Raw genomic sequence first — 17,461 nt, forward strand, 5'->3', positions numbered from 1 at the left:
GTTTTTATGTACTTCCAGTTGTTCCAACCTTACGGCTATTCTGAAATAGGAGGCAGAGCTAACAATGAAGATAGTATCTTTCCAGACCCCGACAAAGTTAGTGTTTCTTCAAGGCTTTTTATTGTATGTGATGGTGTAGGAGGGGCACAAAAAGGAGAAATCGCCAGTAAACTGGCCTGCAAAAGTTTTGAAAAATTCTTTGCTGAAAACAATGTAACTGTTTCCACCAAAGAAACAATTGAGCAGGCGTTAGCTTATGTTGAACAAACCTTTGATGATTACTTCAGCCATAACCCTTTAGCTAAAGGAATGGCTACTACTGCTACTCTTGTACATTTGCATGAGCAAGGTGCTACCATTGCTCATATCGGCGACAGCAGAGTGTATCTTGTTCGTGACGGAAATATTATTTTCCAGACAAAAGACCACTCTTTTGTGATGGAATTGTACGAAAATGGTTTTATTTCTCTCGAAGAAGCACAGGAGCACCCAAGACGAAACGAAATTACGAGAGCTATTCAGGGCAGAACAGTAAAAGAAACAAAGCCCGATGTTACGGTTATAAATACTATAAAAACCGGTGATGTTTTTTTTCTTTGTACTGATGGAGTAACCGAACAGGTAAACGAAAATGTTCTGGAAGATACTGTAAGGAAATTTAACGAACCTGCATATATCGGCAAAGCCCTTATTGATATATCTGCCGGACAAACAAAAGATAATTTTTCGGCCTATATTGTTAAAATAAGAGATATTATCGTTTCGCAAAATAAGAGTAGCTCTTCTAAACCAAATAATTCAGCCAGAAAGTTATCAAAAAATGTAAAAAATAACGATACCTCATTGAAAGCCGCTTTCTGGATAATACTCATTTTATTAGGTATAACCGTTGCCTATTTTGGGTATACGATGTTGCCCGCGAAATACCTTGATTTTTTCAAATCTGAAAAAAAACAAGGTCACCAGTCTAAACAAAAAGAAGAAAAGGCTAAAATCGAAAAAAAAAACGCTGACACCCTAGTTTCAACGCCTCTTGAAACAACAATAACAAAAGACACATTTAATAATAAAACTGGCTGGGCTTATCTTTTTCTTGAAAAAAGAGATAATTTTTATGGCCTCGTGAATAGATATAATGCTGTTAAACTACCATTCAGGTTTGAGCAAATAGAACCACATGCTTATAATGGGAGACAATTTTTTTGGGTTAAAGAGCAAGGCAGATATGGGCTAATTTTACTTACAGATAACGGCATTAAATATTTGCAGGCAAAGTATGATACCATTCTGAGTATGAATGGTAAACTTAAAACGGCTATGGTAAGGGTAGGACAAAAAGCCAGTACACTTTCAGTAGAAAACGAATTCAAGAAAATAAAACCATACTAAATGGAAAAACAATACAAAGACTTTTCTGAATTTTCTCAGGATTATATCTATGATGAAGTAAACGATAAACTTGGTGAAGGAGGCTTTGCCAGTATTTATCGTGCTGATGATTTATTGAGAAATAGAGAAGTAGTTGTAAAGGTTTCAAAAGTACCTAAAGAAGAAAAATACAGCTTAATGCACGAATATGAAATAGTTAAATCGTTGCCTATTCATAAAAATATTGTGTATTATGAAGCCTGTTACCGTTTTAAAATGGCTGGGCTTGGCGTGTACGACATAGCTATTATGGATTATTATCCTTTAGGGAACCTTAATAGTTTTCTTGACAAACAAAGAATTTCTTCTGCTCAGTTTCAGTCTTTGGTTGAAGAAATGCTGTTGGGTATTGATTTTCTACACCAGAATAAAATAATCCATCGGGATATTAAGCCAGCAAATATCCTGATTGCTTCTCAGAAAGGTAAATACATACCTAAAATTGCTGATTTTGGCTTAGGCAAAATAAAGGAATCAACCGAAGAGTCGTTTACGGATAACAGCTTTGTTGGTGGAACCCTGAACTATGCGGCACCGGAACAGATTTTGGGTACTAAAGTAAAACCCAACGCAGATTTATGGGCGTTTGGCGCGTTATTGTACAAAATGTGTACGGGTAACCCTCCTTTCTTCGTAAGTGAAAGCGATACCACAGGCCGCAGAGAACAGTTAATTAACAAGATTCTTAAAGTTGAACTTCCTGAAACAATTTTCAAAGTAGAAGAACCATATCAGACCATCATTCTGAAATGTCTGGTTTTGGATACTGAAAAACGAGCAAAATCAGCAACAGAGCTAATCAAAATTTTAAAAACCGTACGTGCTGAAAAAACAGAAATTTTTACTGAACCAATTGTTGAAAAACCAAGACACGCCCCCACACCGAAACCACAGGTAAAAAAAGATAATGGCAAGCGCGTTGAACTATTGCCTTATGTTATGATAGGTATAACCTTGCTGGCTTTAGGAGTTTTCTGGTTCTACTATTCAAAAGAGAATAGAAATCAGGGTAGCCCGACTATGCAAAACTCACCAACTGAAATGGTGAAAGATACCATACCTAAAAACAAGCCCGAAAGTAACACTGTATCTCCTGTAACAACTCAACCTAAAGAGCAAGCCGTTGATACAGTTCAGAAAGAAACAAAGCCTCTACCAGAAAGGACAAAAATTAAACCCAAAAAACAGAAAGATAAACAAGAAGGTGGGAGTTTTATTTATGATTATGAATTAAATAAGCCTAAAAAGAAAAGTTCAGGGCCTAAAGATAACTAACTGATATTGTGACTATTAAAGAAGAAAATGCTTATGAAACTGTTTGTACGAATATTGTCGGTGCTTGCTGTAACATGGATAGTAAACGCTTGTGCTGTTAATCAGGCCGCTGTTGATAGTTCAAAAGCTGCCTTGCGAACCGCCATTGATTCGAACGAAAGGTCAATAAAAATGCTACAAATAGTGGCAGGGCAGTCAGAACAAGCCTATAAAGAGGGTAAAATTGCCGAATCGGCCAATGCTGAGATACAGAATTATGTATTAGCTGAACAAAAAAGTATTCAGATTCAGAACATAATCCTTAACAAGTCGCTTAAAGACTTGGAAACAAAAGGAAGCATTAACAATGAATCATTAGAACGAGCGAATCAGGCAATCAGAGAGAATGGTAATAAAATGCGGATTCTGGAAGAAAAAACTAAGGTTATTGTTGATTTTCTGGGTAATGAAACATTTAGTAAGTCAGAGATAGGTGCCTTGTTTAAGCCCGGAGAATACCGGTTATTAGCCGACCAACAGGATGAAGGGAAAAGATTGTTTAGCCCTATTGTGGAGAAACTTTTCTCGTTTGCCGACAAATATAAAGGTACTTTTACCAACTTAAAGGGTGAAATTATTGTAACCGGATATTCGGATGCTACACCTATCGACAAGAGATCGAGATTATATCGTGAACTAGCCGACTTTGTAGGTGTAAGCGACCCAAGCAGTAGTATGCTGAATCAGAAATTATCAGAACTTCGTGCAGTGGCTGTAAAAGAATTACTGGAAAAAATAATTAATCAGAGAAAAGAAGTTGAAGGCCGAAAACTTGATATAAAAATAACTGTGCTAGGCCGCGGTGAGGACATCCCCAGAGGCTTACCCGATAACGTGCCTAAGAATGATTTTCGTCGTAGGGTTGTTACGTTTTATTGGGTAGTTTTACCTGTTTTGTAAAGGGTATTTATCTGGTAGTATCCCATTGTTTGTGTTGGCCTTACATACCCAGATACGCATGGTGGTCTGTGTCGTCATTAGGCAAGTCGTGCCAGCTTTGATAATTATGATGCAGGTTGTCGTCCAGAAATTCATCATAAAAGCTTTCATTCCGATATGCCAGAAGCTCACCTGCCGAATACCGCTCAAAAGACTGATACGCTTTTTCCCAGTCTTCTTCCAATACGGCATTCACAAATGTTGGAAACTTTTCTAGCCCTGCATTATAGGTAAAGTCAAATAACATTTGCTTTTGCTTGTCTGAAAGATTATCCCAATCGGCTAGCGTTGGGTCTATTTCAGGATGAGATTCAAGAAAACTCTCTAATTGTTGCTGGGTACGCTCCTCATATTGTGGCACCAGAATATTATAAAATAAATAGCGTTGTTGCTCTTCCGTAATATGTATATCCTGATGCGAGGCAATCCATGCCTGTGCCTCCGGGCCTGACTTATTAGCTGCCTGCATTAATATTTCTACTGTTTTGGTATCAATTCCGGCTGAGGTCAGGTCTTGATAAATTTCTTCTGGCGACCTAAGGCTCATATCATATCCGGGGCCGATGGTAACCCCTGATTTCCCTCCCGGAAAATGTGGTACAAGACTTTGCCCCTGATGCCCTATTTCCTGATTATAAGTAAAATCATAATTGGTAGGTATGCGCAATTGTATGGCTTCATACCCTTCAGGTTGGGAGTCACTCTCAAATGTTGCTGATGAATTTCCCTCAGCAAAAAAAGTATTTAAAATGTCGTGAGAAGCATCCTGATAAATACCTGCATCGAAATTGTGTAGCTCGGCTTTAACAGTTTCCCAGTCTTCATTCAATACTGCAATTACAAGTTCAGGATGTTGGCCTAACTCTCCTTTATCTACAAAATGATACAGTATCTGTTTTTGAGTATCTGATAAATTCTCCTGATTTTCAGGGAAATTTGCCGGATACATCTCGTGGAGCGCATCTAACTGCTGCGAAAGTTTTTCTTCGTATTCAGGTATAATAATATGGCTGAAAATATTCTGGTGCTGTTGCTCCGACAACATCAAAAAACGGTTCTGATTCACCCAGTTCTGGGCTTCTATGTCAGTTTTATGTGCTGCTTCGGCCAACGTATGTGCAGTAAAATTATCAAAACCCGCACGTGTTAAATCTGTAATAATTTCTTCAGCCGAGTGGCTACTTAAATTATATCCTCCGCCTATATAAATATTTCCGGTGTTGTTATCATAAGCAAGTTGATACGCCGGAGGTTCGCTGAACTGTTTATATATTAAAGAATAGTTTCCCATGGTATTAAAAATTAATTTCTGCTATTTCCGTTTGCCCTGCATTTACTCCTACATTGCTTGTTACTTCATCGTCTTTGTAGCTTTTCAAGGTAACAATATACACTTTGTATGAATCTTGTGAAGAAGGATAAGAAAAAGTAAACTTTTTACTTTCATAAGCTTTAAGGCTTCCATGTTTTTTGCCATCAATCCATATCTGGCAGTCTTCATTAGTAATCACCTGAATAGCAAAAACTTGGTTTCCTTTCTTTATAGAACTCTCATTAAGGGGCGAATCAACAGGTGCTGTTGTTTTATCATTCTTATCAGGTATTACTTCAGGAGGCGTAATACTGTTAACCTTTTTTTGTTGTGGCTTATTATTATTAACTGTACTGTCTGATGTGTTATTAGGAGCAACCATTGAAGCTACAGGTTGTGAGTCGTTGTTTTTGAGAAAGAAATATACACCAACCCCAACAATAATAACAATGGCTGCCATCAGAACATAATTAAGAACTTTTCCTGAACCTTCTTTTTCTTCTTCACTTTGCTCGGTGTAAAGCACCTTTTTATCTTCTAAAGGCTTAGGCCTCGGTGTAGGCGGTTTGGGTTTTGGTGGCGGAAAAACAGTCGTTATATCACCACTAATATCGCTATTTTCTTTGCTTGAAGAGTTATGTTTTTCAATCAGCCCCAGAAGGGTAGAGGCATTCTTTACCCGTTTATCAGGATCTGATACCAAGCATTTTTTAACAATTTCCTGATAAGGCTCCGGCAGTGTAACAATGTCTTTAGGAATATCACCTTGCAGAATCAATAAACGAATTCTCTCAGACCTGCCCCAGTCTTTATCGCTTCCCTCAACAGTAAAAGGAAGTTTGCCTTTAAACATCTGATAAATTATCACACCCAGCGCCCACAAGTCGGCATTTGTTCGTAGTTGTTTCGTACCTAATAGCTGTTCAGGGGCCGAATATTTTGGAGTCAGGGCAAACTGCGAATTATTGGTAATAATACTATTGTCGTTATCTACTAAACGGCTTTGCCCGAAATCACAAATCAGCGGTTTCCACTCTCCCGTCGGCGATTTTTCCATCAGAATATTAGCTGTTTTAAAGTCCCGATGAATAATAGGTATCTGATGAATATGAATAAGCCCTTTCAGTAATCCGGCAATAATCTGTTTTTTGTGTTCGTCTGAAAGAACATTTTTTTTCATTACATCTTCCAGATTGCCCTCGGCATAATATTTCATTACAGCGTAATCATAAGTGCCATATTGTTCAGTTATTCTGAAAATGTTTTCATACCGCAAAATATTCGGATGAGGCTCTATTTCATTGGCTACCTCTACTTCTCTTTTGAGGTCAAATTTTGATGACTGCTCAACTTCACATCGTTTAATGGCTACAAAACGATGCCTCACTTTGTCGTAGGCTTTATAAACAACGCCAAAGCCTCCTCGGCCAATAATGCTTCCCGAAGCATCCGAGTTAAAGTCAAATCTTTTATTAAAATCCTCAACAGTCATAGTATTATTTCAAAATCGATAGGTAGCTTTATAGTAAAATTAATGCTAATATAATCTTTTATATGGTTATCATTAATAGCCTAGCCATAATAAAAAAACATAAGTAGGTCAAAGGTAAAAGTTATTCGTTTTAAGCCGTTTTTCAAGATAATAATCCTGATAATGTGTAATGGGCAAGGGTGTTTTGTTACAAGAAAATGTTAATCTTTTTATGTCTGGCTTGCTAGCTGTAAACTAATATTTACCCATTACATTATAGTCCCGAAAACAGATACAGGCATATTTAGGCCATAATAAATTCTTGTTTTCGGTTGTGAACTTAGAAAAAAGAGCCGGATAATAAAAAAGGAAGCTTCCTTTTTTATTATCCGGCTCTTTTTTAAATATTTGTTACAGATTTTGGGATATTTCAACGAATTATTTATCAGCAAAACACTTTTAGTTTTGATAATTCTATCGTATTTTTCAAGTCAGTATTGCTATGACTAGAGGCTCGGATAAACTACGTATTTCCGAGATTATTTCTGGCAAAGTGTATATAGTCAAAGATAAAACATACCTAAATGAAAGCCACAATAAAACTGTCGTCGATTATTGCCATAAGCCTTTTGATAAACCCCTGTTTTGCACAGGAAAATAAAGTAGCCTATGGAGTTAGTGCCTTCAAGAGAGTCAATACATTATCCTATTTTAATAATTCCAGTTCAGGTAACTCTTTGGCTTATACCAGTAGTGTTCCTACCCTTAAAGAGGGCGAGTCAATTATTTACTTTGATAGAAATTATAAGCAAACCTCAGCCGATAAAGCCTATTATTATCGTAAAGCCCAGTTCGACCAAAGTCAGGCTCCTGTGGGTATAGTTGAAGACTATTACAAGGGTACTAATAAGTTAAAGTTTATAGGTAAGTTTCTTCGTTATGATACACAAAACGAGGCCGAAAACAGAGCTTATCAGGGCGACTGTATTTTTTATGCAGAGGACGGCACCAAATCGGTCAGGACATATAATAATGGTGAACTCGAAAAAGATTTTTCTTATTATGCTGACGGCAAAATAAAATCTGAACAGTTGTATAATACCAACAAAACCCGTAAATACTTCAAAGAAGTAGTATACGATAAAAATGGTCTGGAAAAAGAAGTTATTGTGGGTAAATACAATGCCGCATTAAAAATAGAAACTGCCACTAAATATATCTATGATGACAAGGGCAAGCAGCAAATGCTAATTGACTATGAAGATAACTGCCCAATGGCTAATGTAACATATTTTGGAGAAAACAATACCGAATATAGAGCAGTGCTGCAAAACTTTACTTGTGTGGCGAATCCTAAAGAGTGGTCATGGCAAGGAGCTGAGGGTTTTAAAGCTAGTTTTCTCGAAAAAGAAAATAAATATCAGATATTAACCAATACTGATAAAGTTGAAGGAGCTTTAACCGTACCAGTAACCGGCGATTTTAAAGGTAGACCTTTTGAAGTTGTTGCTGAATTTGATAAACCCAAACAAACTGACATCAAAGAGTTCGGAATTGTGTGGCAGTATCAGGATAAAGACAATTACAGCTACTTCATTATAAATACAGAAGAAAACACGTTCTCGATTAACGCAAAAGCCAAAGGCGAAGCAATGAAATTCATGACAGGTATTAAACCTCAGCTGACAGATATACCGCAATCGGGCAAGTATATGCTTAAAATTGCAGTTGACCCTACACAAAATAAGTTTATTTACTCAGTTAACGGGCAGGCCATTTCAGGATACAATAAGTTTCCGTTCAATCATTTAATCGATATGAAAAAAATCAATGCAGGTTTTGTTTTTAAATCGCTTAAGGCCAACGAAAGTATTGTATTGACAAAGTTTGAATTTAAACTCCTATAAAATTACTAATTGTATGAAGCAAAAATTACCTATTCTTTTATTTATTATACTTAGTTCGTGCGCGCCAAAAATTTACCAGACTACCTCAGAAGGTGAAAACTTTGATACACTCACCCAGATAACAGATTCAGATAAACCTTCGTATTACCCGTCGGGAGGTGATTTTGGTGAAAATTTGGTTTTCGTGATGAAAGAAGAAGATGGGTCATATAATATGTATATGAGAGAAAAAGTGTTGAATAAAGTACTAGTTCAAAAATCAAGTGGGCAAAATATTAATCTGGCACCCAATTATTCTACGGCTAATAACCGGATTGTGTTTCAGTATCTGGATAAAACCAATTATGATATATATTATATAGAAGCCGGAAAAGGTAAAGCAATTACGCAGGTAACCAATACCGATGAAGACGAATATAACCCTTCGTGGTCGCCAGATGGTAACCTAATTATTTTTGAAAAAGGAGCCACCCCCAGAACGTACCTTCAAGCTACCTCAAAATCAGCGAAAATTGAGTATCGAGGTGCTGTTGTAACAAAGAATCAAATCTGGGTAAAAGACCTTAAAACAAATGAGTTAAAAATGATTGGTGTAGGTAGTTTTCCAAGAATTTCACCTGATGGCAAAAGTGTGGCTTTTATCAGATATGACCTCGACAAAAAAAAATCAAAAGAAACAGGTACGCTCTGGATTATGTCGCTTGATGGCGAATCTCCGAAACAAATTACAAATGCCAGCTTAGGTTATGCAACCAGCCCTAACTGGAGCCCCGATGGAAAAAAACTCATTTTTCAGTTAACCAAGAAGAATAAAGAAGATTCAGACATTTATACTATTGATATAAACGGAGAAAACCTTCGCCAATATACAGTAAACAAATCAAACGATTTTGCACCTATCTGGACCGCCGACGACTTCGTATATTTCTGTTCGGACAGAGGGGCTAAGCCTGATAAATATCAAATCTGGCGTTTTAAAATGAAAAAATAAGCTCAGAACAATGCTTTTAAGCATAACAACTCACTTAAATACGAATAATATGAAAAGATTTTTACAGTTATTTATATGTTGGATGATTGCTTATGGCGCTTTTGCTCAGGACTCAAAGCGTAAAACATATCTCTATCTAAATAATGGGGCCGGTTTTGTTGGTAAAATAGAGAAAGTGCCCGAAGAAGGGAAAATCAGTTTCTCAATTGATAATGGCGGAACAAGAACCTACCAGAAATCAAAAGTAGTAGCGGCATTCAATGAATTCGGAAGATATCTGGTGATTTCATCATTACCTGACTCACCTGATGCCGCCAAAGTTATCATTGATAAATTTTATAATACTCAATCATCCATGCCTGAGCATGATGTTATATTCAGGGCTGTTCCTTTTGATATAATACCTTGTACGATTATGTACAACAAGGAGTCAATCAATTATCAGAACCTCAAGGGCGAACGTTCTTCAATTAATAAAGATAACGTGCTGGTAGTTGTGCATCGCGATGGTTCACACGAAATCATAGGAAGCATAGAAGAAGTCGCTCCAATATTAGAGACCAATAGCGATAAGTTTAATAGTATTGTCAATAAAACTACTAACACTCATACTCCTATTAATCCAAAGCCTATTGTGAAGCCAAATATCAAGCCTAAGCCTGATTCTTTGAAAATACCAGTTGCCAAAACTAACGGAAAAGCGACCAAACTATCTAGCGAGGAAAAAGAAACTTATGCGAAGCAATCTATTGACTACGTAGTGAAGTTCAAGGATTATCTTGAGGTTATCGGTAATAAGAATAAAAGTTCTGACGAAAGAAACAAGGCTATCAAAGAAGCATTGGAGTTATTCACGCCCGGAGCTACCATTGAAATTACTTCTAAAACACGAGGAACAACAGCTACCAAGACAGTAGAAAAATATCTTAAAGACTTAAAAAATTTAAGTTATAGCACAATTGATATTGAATATGCTAACCTTAGATTCGTGAGTGAGTTATCACAAGCATCAGACGGTAATTATTATGGTTTGGTAAGAGGCGAGCAGTCTTTCGTAGGATTTGGTGCTAATGGCAAAGCCCTGTATTCGGATGTTGTAGATAAAAACTATAAAGTTAAACTGGAGTCTTTTACCAGTAATGCTAGTGGAGAATCGAAAGTAGGCTGGAAAGTTTTATTGGGTGATGTAACTGTAAGCCAAGAAAAAGATAAGTAAAATCAAATAATTCAACTTGAAAAATATACTATTCATATTTTTTTATCTTATTTTTTTTAAAGCCAATGGGCAGTGTATACAGCTACACGGAAAAATAATTAATTATATAGATAACAAAGGCTTATCGGCCGAAATTTCGACAAAAACCGGTGCAAAAAAACAAATCCTGGGGCAGTCGGACGAAACAGGTATGTTTAAAGTAAATATTCCGTGTGGCACACCAAGCATAACACTAACCAAGAAAGGTTTCCGTAGTGTAGAGGTACCGTTGACAAATGCCGATTATAACGGCTTATACTATGTTACTTTCCAGATGCTGGCTCTCGATAAGGAAATTATGGATAAACCCTATGCACAGTCAGAGCAATCTGACTTTACTTTAGCCAATGCCAAAGAACCTAAAGTTGATAAAAAGGCTATCAGATATTTCAAGGTGATTGATGCCATTACAAAGAAAGCTATTAAAAGCAAGGTCTGCCTTTACTATACAAAAAATGGTCAGGAGCAATGTTTTGAAACAAAAGAAACCTCGGCTGAAAAAGTAGTTTTTACGGAAGAAGATATAATAGCCATCGAAATTGAAGCAAAAGGTTTTCAGAAGTATATGGGGAATCTGGTGATTGACAAAATAGATAACAAAGTTTCTAATTATGAAATTGCTTTGTCTAAAACACCAGTTTATATTTCGGTTGATGTACACACAGTTAACCCCGATATGTTGCAAAAAGTAACCATATCAGATACCAAGCCTAAAAATATACCAACTTTTATTAAACAGAACAGCTTTTATGCCAATGTAGAAGAGGCCGGTGTGTACAAGTATAGCATAACTACAACCAAACAAACCCTGAACGGGCAATTTACTGTTAATTCAGGTCTTAGTTTTTTTAAAATAGAAGAGCCCACACAACAGCCAAAGAAAGATTCAGTGGCTAATGTATCAGCAAATCTTAAAAGAAATGACACTGATATTATTTATTTTGAACAAAGTGATTATAATCTTACAGCAGGAGCCAAAGGTACTTTAGACTCTATCGCACGTTATTTGGCTGTCAAGACAGATATTTATGCTAAAATTATAGGCCATACCGACAACGTAGGTGACCCCAAAAAGAATGAAACCTTAGGCGAGTACAGAGCCAAAATAACTTATACTTATTTATTAAAATCGGGAATAAATCCTAAAAGATTATCGTGGATTTCTTATGGCGGTAACCGTCCGGCTAATTCTAATGATGATGAAAATAACAAGAAAAAAAATAGGAGAGTCGAGATTATTTATACAAAACAGGAACTAACAGATACCAAATAAAATGAGACTAAAACTTCTGTCATTATTTGTTATGCTCATTTGTGCTCATTCAATATGGGCGCAGGCGCAGCATAGAATTACTACCTCGGAAGAAAAACTGTTTAAACGCAAGGCCCTTGAAAAAATTGAGGAATTAGAATATATGTATAATCAGTTACTCGAGGCCCCCTCATACGAAAGGGAAGACATCATAAAAAATGTAACAATCTCTTCTTCTGAATTTTACCCATTGTTTAAAGATGACCAGATACAGGTAGAAGACGATTTCAGAACAAGGGCTACCACTACTAATAAAGCTGATTTTAAAAGAATAGACTCTTACCTGAATGATATATGCCTCTATTATGGTAAGTCTGATAACGGCGTTTTTAAAAACGCAAATAAGAAGATTAAACTCATAAACGCGGTAGCATCAAAGGTAATGGCTGCGCCGTCTAAGACATTTATGTTTGTAAAGGTTAGCTTTCAGGTTGATTACAATGGGTTTGATTCACGAACAAATCAACCATTTAAAAAGCCCTGCAACAGAGTAGCCGAAATTCATGTCGAAAAAATAAATGGTACATGGCAGTTTACAATCGATGCTCTTCGTTTTTTTACCGATAACGAAAAGGATTATTCTGCAAATGTTATCATCGAAAAAAATAGTACTGATAAACCTGATACCGAAACCGAAAAAGTAGCCGTTGAAGAAAAGAAAAAAACATTAATTAAAAATAGTAAAGTTGTGCTACTAGGTTTCAAGGCAAATGAAAAGTGGGGAGTAAGAGATGCAGAAACTGCTAAAGTAATAGCAAAACCTGCCTTTGATGAAATTGAAGAGTTTTCAGAAGATGAACTAGCAATGGTAAATATAGACGGTTATTGGGGCTACATTGGTATTGACGGAAATATAATTATCAAGTGCGAATATGATAATGCCGAGGCATTCAGTAAAGAAAAGAAAGGCAGAGCCAGAGTTTATAAAGGCATGGAATCTTTTCTTATAGATAAAAATGGTAATAAAGTGAAATAAAAGCCTGTTGGCTAAAGTTAAAAAGGCATCTATTATCATTTTAGATGCCTTTTTTGTTAACGCTTATGCCAGAATCATTTAGCCACAAAACGCCGCCAACCAACATAAATAAGGGTGAAAAGAATAACGAAAATGCCCAGAAGATACTGAAATGGCAAGTAAGAGAAAACAACAATATGTATCTTTTCGAGTAGCCACATAAGTGCCACAGTCGCAAAAAGCATAAACCATAGACCCGAAATCTTATCAAATCCCGGAATCAGGGCGAGGTCAACGTTACGTCTTATAATAAAAATAGTAACCAACATCACTACAATCGGTAAAATTTGTAAGTAAACATCGGTCTGCATAATATCTCCCCTTTGAAAAAGAAAAAAATAGATATTAAGAACAACGGCAAAAACTCCGGGCGCACTTACCAGATAAATTAGAACAGCATACAGGTATTTCCAGGGTGATAGATGCCCTTCGCCTTTACCTAACACACCCGCAATGATGGCAGCTACCGGAATAATCAGGAAATAAAACAATAAAAAACTAGGATTCTCGCCAATGCGCTGAAAGAGTTGTTGTAAAGTCATTAATGAGTTGATTTTAGCAAATGTAAACGATTTTTCAGAAAAAATACAAACGATGGCTATAACGAAACCAGCACAAGGGCGGTTTAGTCAAAAATAAAAGTGCCGAATTTTTCAAAATCATGAAAATTCGTTCGGGTCAATTGCCATGACCACGCCGATGTTCTTTTGTCATAATCAAGTCTGTACATATTGGCCCGCCATTGCGTTCCTTTTTTGGGTGGTACATTGTTCAATGGTTTCAGAAGTACATACGGTATATAAAATTCGGCTTTCCAGCCTGTAACTTGTTTTCCATTACTTTCAATTATGGCAGCATGCTTTGTACGTCTGTCGCCTTCATAATGCCACGGCAGCCAGCCTAAAAAATTACCTTTCATATTAGGTACCAGTATAGGTAGTTCATAATTATATGGCGAGAGTTCATATTCAAAATAGATTGGGTTGGTTTCGTCTGTCCATAAAAACACTTCAACAACATCTTCCAGATACAGGTTTGTGAAATCAGCTTTCAGGGTAGAAGTTATGAGAGAATCCTGACAATCGAACAAAAAGTAAATACCTGTGTCAGAATATAAAACCTTAGCATTAGTAGTGTAAACTTTTCCATCATTTCGCCTTTGAGGAAGCGAAACCCACTGAGTTTTCTCCCATTCGATACTTGTGCCTTTGCCATTAGGTTCAAAGTCGGCAGTTTTTAAAATATGTAGTTGTCCAGAGGCCGAAACTTCCTGTGCAACAGAACTAAAAGAGGTACTAAGAAAAAATAGCAAAAATGTGAAAAAACATATAAGTCGTTGCATGATATGCCAATTTTTGAGTAAAAAAACGATTGAAAAACCAGATAAAAAAACTTAATTTTAGCGGTAATTTAATCAAATTCAACCCTTTAAACAACAACAATTATGTTAAGACGAATACTACTATTTGCCTTACTGGCCTGCATGGGTATTTCGGTGAGCGAAGCCCAGACACCCCTTAGAATTATTATGATTGGTGCACACCCTGACGATTGTGATTTAGATGCAGGGGGTGTTGGTATATTATTTTCCAAAATGGGCCATGCTGTTAAATTTGTTTCGGTAACTAATGGTGACGCAGGACACCAGAGCGAGGGTGGTGGTATACTAGCCAAAAGAAGACTAGCCGAAGCCAAAGAAGCTGGCCGTAGGTTTGGAGTAGAGTATGATGTACTTGACAATCATGATGGGGAGTTGTTGCCTAACCTGAATGTAAGGTTACAGATTATTCGTAAAATCAGAGAATGGGGTGCAGATGTTGTGATTGCACCAAGGCCAAACGATTATCACCCAGACCACCGATATACAGGTGTTTTGGTACAGGATGCCGCCTATATGGTAGGTGTTCCGAATGTAGCAGCCGATACTCCTCCTTTAAAGAAAAATCCTGTATTTCTGTATTTTCAGGACAATTTTCAGCGACCTAATCCCTTTCGCCCTGATGTTACTGTTGATATTACCTCTGTTTATGAACAGAAAGTTTATGCACTCGATGCGCACGTATCACAGGTATATGAGTGGCTTCCGTGGATTGGGGGGTACCTCGACCAAGTACCCAAAAGCGATGCTGACCGTAAAGCATGGTTAGCTAAAACCCGAGCTGTGCCTATTACACCAGAAGCTAGGGCATCACTCGAAAAATGGTATGGAAAAGCCTATGCCGCCAACGTGAAACACGCCGAAGCATTTGAAATTTGTGAATATGGCTCAAGACCCACAGAAGACGACATCAGAAGATTATTCCCGATGCTCAAAACTCAATAATAGGTTGTCTTACAAATAATAAAAGCCTCCCTCAGAAAGAAGGAGGCTTTTGTGTTGAATGCCATTTTATAAATTAATTTTCAGGCGAAAAGCCTTGCGCACGAGCTGCCGTTGTGCGGTAACTTGTGTTCATAATCTGTAAGATATATTCTTTACGTTTAATATCGCGTTTAAGGTATTTTTCAATTAAAAGAGAAGCTATCGGAGCCGCGGCTCTTGCTCCCCAGATACCATTCTCGACAACCACGGCAATGGCTATTTTAGGGTTTACACGTGGTGCAAATGCAATAAAAAGCGAGTGGTCGCCACCTTTCTTGTTTTGCGAAGTACCTGTTTTACCACAAACCTCAATCCCTTCCAGCCTTGCAACACGGCCTGTACCGTGTTCAACTACATCATACATGCCGTCAACAATTGGTTCAAAATATTTGGCGTCAATACCTGTCTGATGTACCTGAATCAATTCCTGTTTAGTGCCACCTTTAGGTTGGCCTATCCCTTTTACTACATGCGGTGTTACCCAGTATCCACGGTTGGCAAGTGCCGCACATAAATTGGCTAGTTTAAGTACATTTACGCCAAGTTCACCCTCACCAATACTCAGCGAATAAATATTAGAGAATTTCCACTGTTTTTTTCCATATACTTTGTCGTATCGTTCTACGCTTGGTAACAAACCTGCTTTTTCACCCGGAATATCAATCCCTAATTTTACCCCAAAGCCAAACTTGGCCATCATGGTATGCCATACATCTAATCCCTGACGGGCCGACTCGAAAGGGTCTGAAATATTATTATTGCCAATTATTTTCTTGAAAACATTGAAGAAATAAGGATTACATGAATTTTGAATAGCATTATGCAAATTAGCTGTATGAAACGCCGAGTGTCCGTGGCAGGCCATAGGAGAGGGGTAACCCGTAAAAGAAGTTGTTGGTGTTATCACTCCTTGCTCAAGTGCAACAGCCGACTGTACAAGTTTAAATGTAGAACCGGGCCGATAAAAAGAGTTTGTTACCCTATTTAACAATGGTTTATCAGGATTAAGAGATAATTGTTTGAATTTAGCTGAAAATTGTCGTCCTGAAAGTTCATTGGGGTTGTAAGTAGGATATGACCCAATAGTCAGGATTTCGCCTGTGCTGGGTTCAATGGCCACTACGCCACCTACTTTGTTCTGGAAAAGGCTGTCGGCTAATTGTTGCACTTCTACATCAATACCCGTATAGAGGTTTTTGCCAATAACTGCCAGTGTATCAAACGCGCCGTCACCATAAGAGCCCTTATCTTCACCTTTTACGTTTACCATCGTAAATCGGGTTCCTCGTCTGCCTCGCAGTTCAGGTTCATATTCTTTTTCTATACCCGTTAGGCCTATGTAATCTCCTTTTCGATAATATTTAACATCTCCTTGTGCATCATATTGAGCTTTCGATAACTCACCAATATAACCTAAGGCGTTGGCCATTGTATTGGCCGGATAAGTCCGAAAGAATGATAGTTCAAACGTAAACCCCGGGAAATGCAGCATAAGACCAGATACTCGACCATAGTCTTCCTTAGATAATTGTCGTAAAAATAACGAAGGGCGGTTTACCGAGTATTCATTTGCTATGCGCATGGTGCTATCAAAATACTGGCGAGTAATACCAAACAAACGGCAAAACAGTAGTGTATCCATCGGCTTGGTTTTCCGTGGGGTTACATACATATCATAAACGTCTACATTGGCTACAAGCAGCTTGCCATTACGGTCGTAGATTTGCCCGCGTAGCGGAATCTGAACGTCACGTCTGATGGCGTTAGTTGAACCTAATGACCGGTATTTTTCATCAATAACTTGTAAATACAGCAACCTCACAGCGTAAATCATGAGGACGGTAAAGAAGAAGAAAAGGATAATTTTTTTACGATTCTCGAGCATTATAACTTATAATTGATTAAAGCACACTGAAAATTAACTAAAAAAAGGCTAATTTTCTTATAAAAAAAGGAAGTTTTTTTTCTTGTCTGAAAAAATAATGGCAAAGGTAATAATAGCCTTACAAAGAGAGAAGCTACATCGGGAATTTAATGTGAAGTGAGTTAAATAATGCGTAGAGAGAAATAGTATTGCTATAATCAAATTGATTATATATTTAGAACGAGTGCTGTGTGGATTTACTATTTCTCTGCTACGGCTCTTCTAAGTAAA

14 protein-coding genes are annotated in these 17,461 nt (G+C 37.3%); 9 read left to right on the top strand and 5 right to left on the bottom strand.

The genetic code is table 11. The features are described 5' to 3' along the window. Positions 1–6 precede the first annotated feature (6 nt). Genes WAA15_RS00355 through WAA15_RS00365 form a run of 3 tightly spaced genes read left to right on the top strand, consistent with a single transcriptional unit; the run spans position 7 to position 3,642 of the window. Complete coding sequence (locus tag WAA15_RS00355) at positions 7–1,389, top strand: PP2C family protein-serine/threonine phosphatase (protein WP_337040338.1); 1,383 nt, start codon at positions 7–9, stop codon at positions 1,387–1,389. Further along, a complete protein-coding gene (locus tag WAA15_RS00360) occupies positions 1,390–2,703 on the top strand; it encodes a serine/threonine-protein kinase (protein WP_337040339.1) in 1,314 nt (437 codons plus the stop codon). It begins immediately after the preceding gene. A gap of 33 nt (positions 2,704–2,736) precedes the next feature. Continuing rightward, positions 2,737–3,642, top strand: coding sequence for a hypothetical protein (locus WAA15_RS00365; RefSeq protein ID WP_337040340.1), 906 nt, complete (start codon positions 2,737–2,739; stop codon positions 3,640–3,642). A 40-nt stretch (positions 3,643–3,682) separates the two neighbouring features. On the opposite strand, the gene WAA15_RS00370 is transcribed toward WAA15_RS00365, so the two are convergent. Beyond that, positions 3,683–4,972 carry a hypothetical protein gene (locus WAA15_RS00370; RefSeq protein WP_337040341.1) on the bottom strand — a complete coding sequence of 430 codons (1,290 nt, stop codon included), beginning with the start codon at positions 4,970–4,972 and terminating at the stop codon, positions 3,683–3,685. Positions 4,973–4,976: 4 nt separating this feature from the next. Then, complete coding sequence (locus WAA15_RS00375) at positions 4,977–6,485, bottom strand: serine/threonine-protein kinase (RefSeq protein WP_337040342.1); 1,509 nt, start codon at positions 6,483–6,485, stop codon at positions 4,977–4,979. A gap of 563 nt (positions 6,486–7,048) precedes the next feature. Here WAA15_RS00375 and WAA15_RS00380 point away from each other — a divergent pair. From WAA15_RS00380 to WAA15_RS00400, 5 genes are read left to right on the top strand one after another with little or no spacing between them, the layout of a single operon-like run. Further along, positions 7,049–8,371: a hypothetical protein gene (locus WAA15_RS00380; protein ID WP_337040343.1), complete on the top strand. Its 1,323-nt coding sequence runs from the start codon at positions 7,049–7,051 to the stop codon at positions 8,369–8,371. A gap of 13 nt (positions 8,372–8,384) precedes the next feature. Further along, on the top strand, positions 8,385–9,362 hold the full coding sequence (locus WAA15_RS00385; protein WP_337040344.1) for a TolB family protein: 978 nt from the start codon (positions 8,385–8,387) through the stop codon (positions 9,360–9,362). A 49-nt stretch (positions 9,363–9,411) separates the two neighbouring features. Next, on the top strand, positions 9,412–10,578 hold the full coding sequence (locus tag WAA15_RS00390) for a hypothetical protein (protein WP_337040346.1): 1,167 nt from the start codon (positions 9,412–9,414) through the stop codon (positions 10,576–10,578). A 16-nt stretch (positions 10,579–10,594) separates the two neighbouring features. After that, a complete protein-coding gene (locus WAA15_RS00395; RefSeq protein WP_337040347.1) occupies positions 10,595–11,890 on the top strand; it encodes an OmpA family protein in 1,296 nt (431 codons plus the stop codon). Between the two features lies 1 nt (position 11,891). Beyond that, positions 11,892–12,905: a WG repeat-containing protein gene (locus WAA15_RS00400; RefSeq protein ID WP_337040348.1), complete on the top strand. Its 1,014-nt coding sequence runs from the start codon at positions 11,892–11,894 to the stop codon at positions 12,903–12,905. Between the two features lie 74 nt (positions 12,906–12,979). Here WAA15_RS00400 and WAA15_RS00405 read toward each other — a convergent pair whose 3' ends face one another. Together WAA15_RS00405 and WAA15_RS00410 are read right to left on the bottom strand one after the other, a co-directional pair. Further along, positions 12,980–13,486, bottom strand: coding sequence for a hypothetical protein (locus WAA15_RS00405; protein ID WP_337040349.1), 507 nt, complete (start codon positions 13,484–13,486; stop codon positions 12,980–12,982). 83 nt (positions 13,487–13,569) lie between these two features. Next, the gene (locus WAA15_RS00410; protein WP_337040350.1) at positions 13,570–14,286 is read right to left on the bottom strand and encodes a carbohydrate-binding family 9-like protein; all 717 of its coding nucleotides are present in this window, start codon (positions 14,284–14,286) and stop codon (positions 13,570–13,572) included. Positions 14,287–14,388: 102 nt separating this feature from the next. Between WAA15_RS00410 and WAA15_RS00415 the strand changes: the two genes are divergently transcribed. Continuing rightward, positions 14,389–15,267 carry a PIG-L deacetylase family protein gene (locus WAA15_RS00415; RefSeq protein WP_337040351.1) on the top strand — a complete coding sequence of 293 codons (879 nt, stop codon included), beginning with the start codon at positions 14,389–14,391 and terminating at the stop codon, positions 15,265–15,267. A 73-nt stretch (positions 15,268–15,340) separates the two neighbouring features. On the opposite strand, the gene WAA15_RS00420 is transcribed toward WAA15_RS00415, so the two are convergent. Continuing rightward, entirely contained in the window at positions 15,341–17,191 is a 1,851-nt protein-coding gene (locus WAA15_RS00420) for a peptidoglycan D,D-transpeptidase FtsI family protein (protein WP_337040352.1), read from the bottom strand. Between the last annotated feature and the right edge of the window lie 270 nt (positions 17,192–17,461).

It is taken from the genome of Emticicia sp. 17c, from assembly GCF_037153985.1.
GTDB lineage: Bacteria > Bacteroidota > Bacteroidia > Cytophagales > Spirosomataceae > Emticicia.

What these genes read in the sequence shown, in the direction of transcription:
- WAA15_RS00400 (WP_337040348.1), top strand. Translation starts at nt 11,892, where the DNA reads ATGAGACTAAAACTTCTGTCATTATTTGTTATGCTCATTTGTGCTCAT.
- WAA15_RS00405 (WP_337040349.1), bottom strand. Translation starts at nt 13,486, where the DNA reads ATGACTTTACAACAACTCTTTCAGCGCATTGGCGAGAATCCTAGTTTT.
- WAA15_RS00360 (WP_337040339.1), top strand. Translation starts at nt 1,390, where the DNA reads ATGGAAAAACAATACAAAGACTTTTCTGAATTTTCTCAGGATTATATC.
- WAA15_RS00365 (WP_337040340.1), top strand. Translation starts at nt 2,737, where the DNA reads ATGAAACTGTTTGTACGAATATTGTCGGTGCTTGCTGTAACATGGATA.
- WAA15_RS00410 (WP_337040350.1), bottom strand. Translation starts at nt 14,286, where the DNA reads ATGCAACGACTTATATGTTTTTTCACATTTTTGCTATTTTTTCTTAGT.
- WAA15_RS00385 (WP_337040344.1), top strand. Translation starts at nt 8,385, where the DNA reads ATGAAGCAAAAATTACCTATTCTTTTATTTATTATACTTAGTTCGTGC.
- WAA15_RS00415 (WP_337040351.1), top strand. Translation starts at nt 14,389, where the DNA reads ATGTTAAGACGAATACTACTATTTGCCTTACTGGCCTGCATGGGTATT.
- WAA15_RS00355 (WP_337040338.1), top strand. Translation starts at nt 7, where the DNA reads ATGTACTTCCAGTTGTTCCAACCTTACGGCTATTCTGAAATAGGAGGC.
- WAA15_RS00370 (WP_337040341.1), bottom strand. Translation starts at nt 4,972, where the DNA reads ATGGGAAACTATTCTTTAATATATAAACAGTTCAGCGAACCTCCGGCG.
- WAA15_RS00380 (WP_337040343.1), top strand. Translation starts at nt 7,049, where the DNA reads ATGAAAGCCACAATAAAACTGTCGTCGATTATTGCCATAAGCCTTTTG.
- WAA15_RS00375 (WP_337040342.1), bottom strand. Translation starts at nt 6,485, where the DNA reads ATGACTGTTGAGGATTTTAATAAAAGATTTGACTTTAACTCGGATGCT.
- WAA15_RS00420 (WP_337040352.1), bottom strand. Translation starts at nt 17,191, where the DNA reads ATGCTCGAGAATCGTAAAAAAATTATCCTTTTCTTCTTCTTTACCGTC.
- WAA15_RS00390 (WP_337040346.1), top strand. Translation starts at nt 9,412, where the DNA reads ATGAAAAGATTTTTACAGTTATTTATATGTTGGATGATTGCTTATGGC.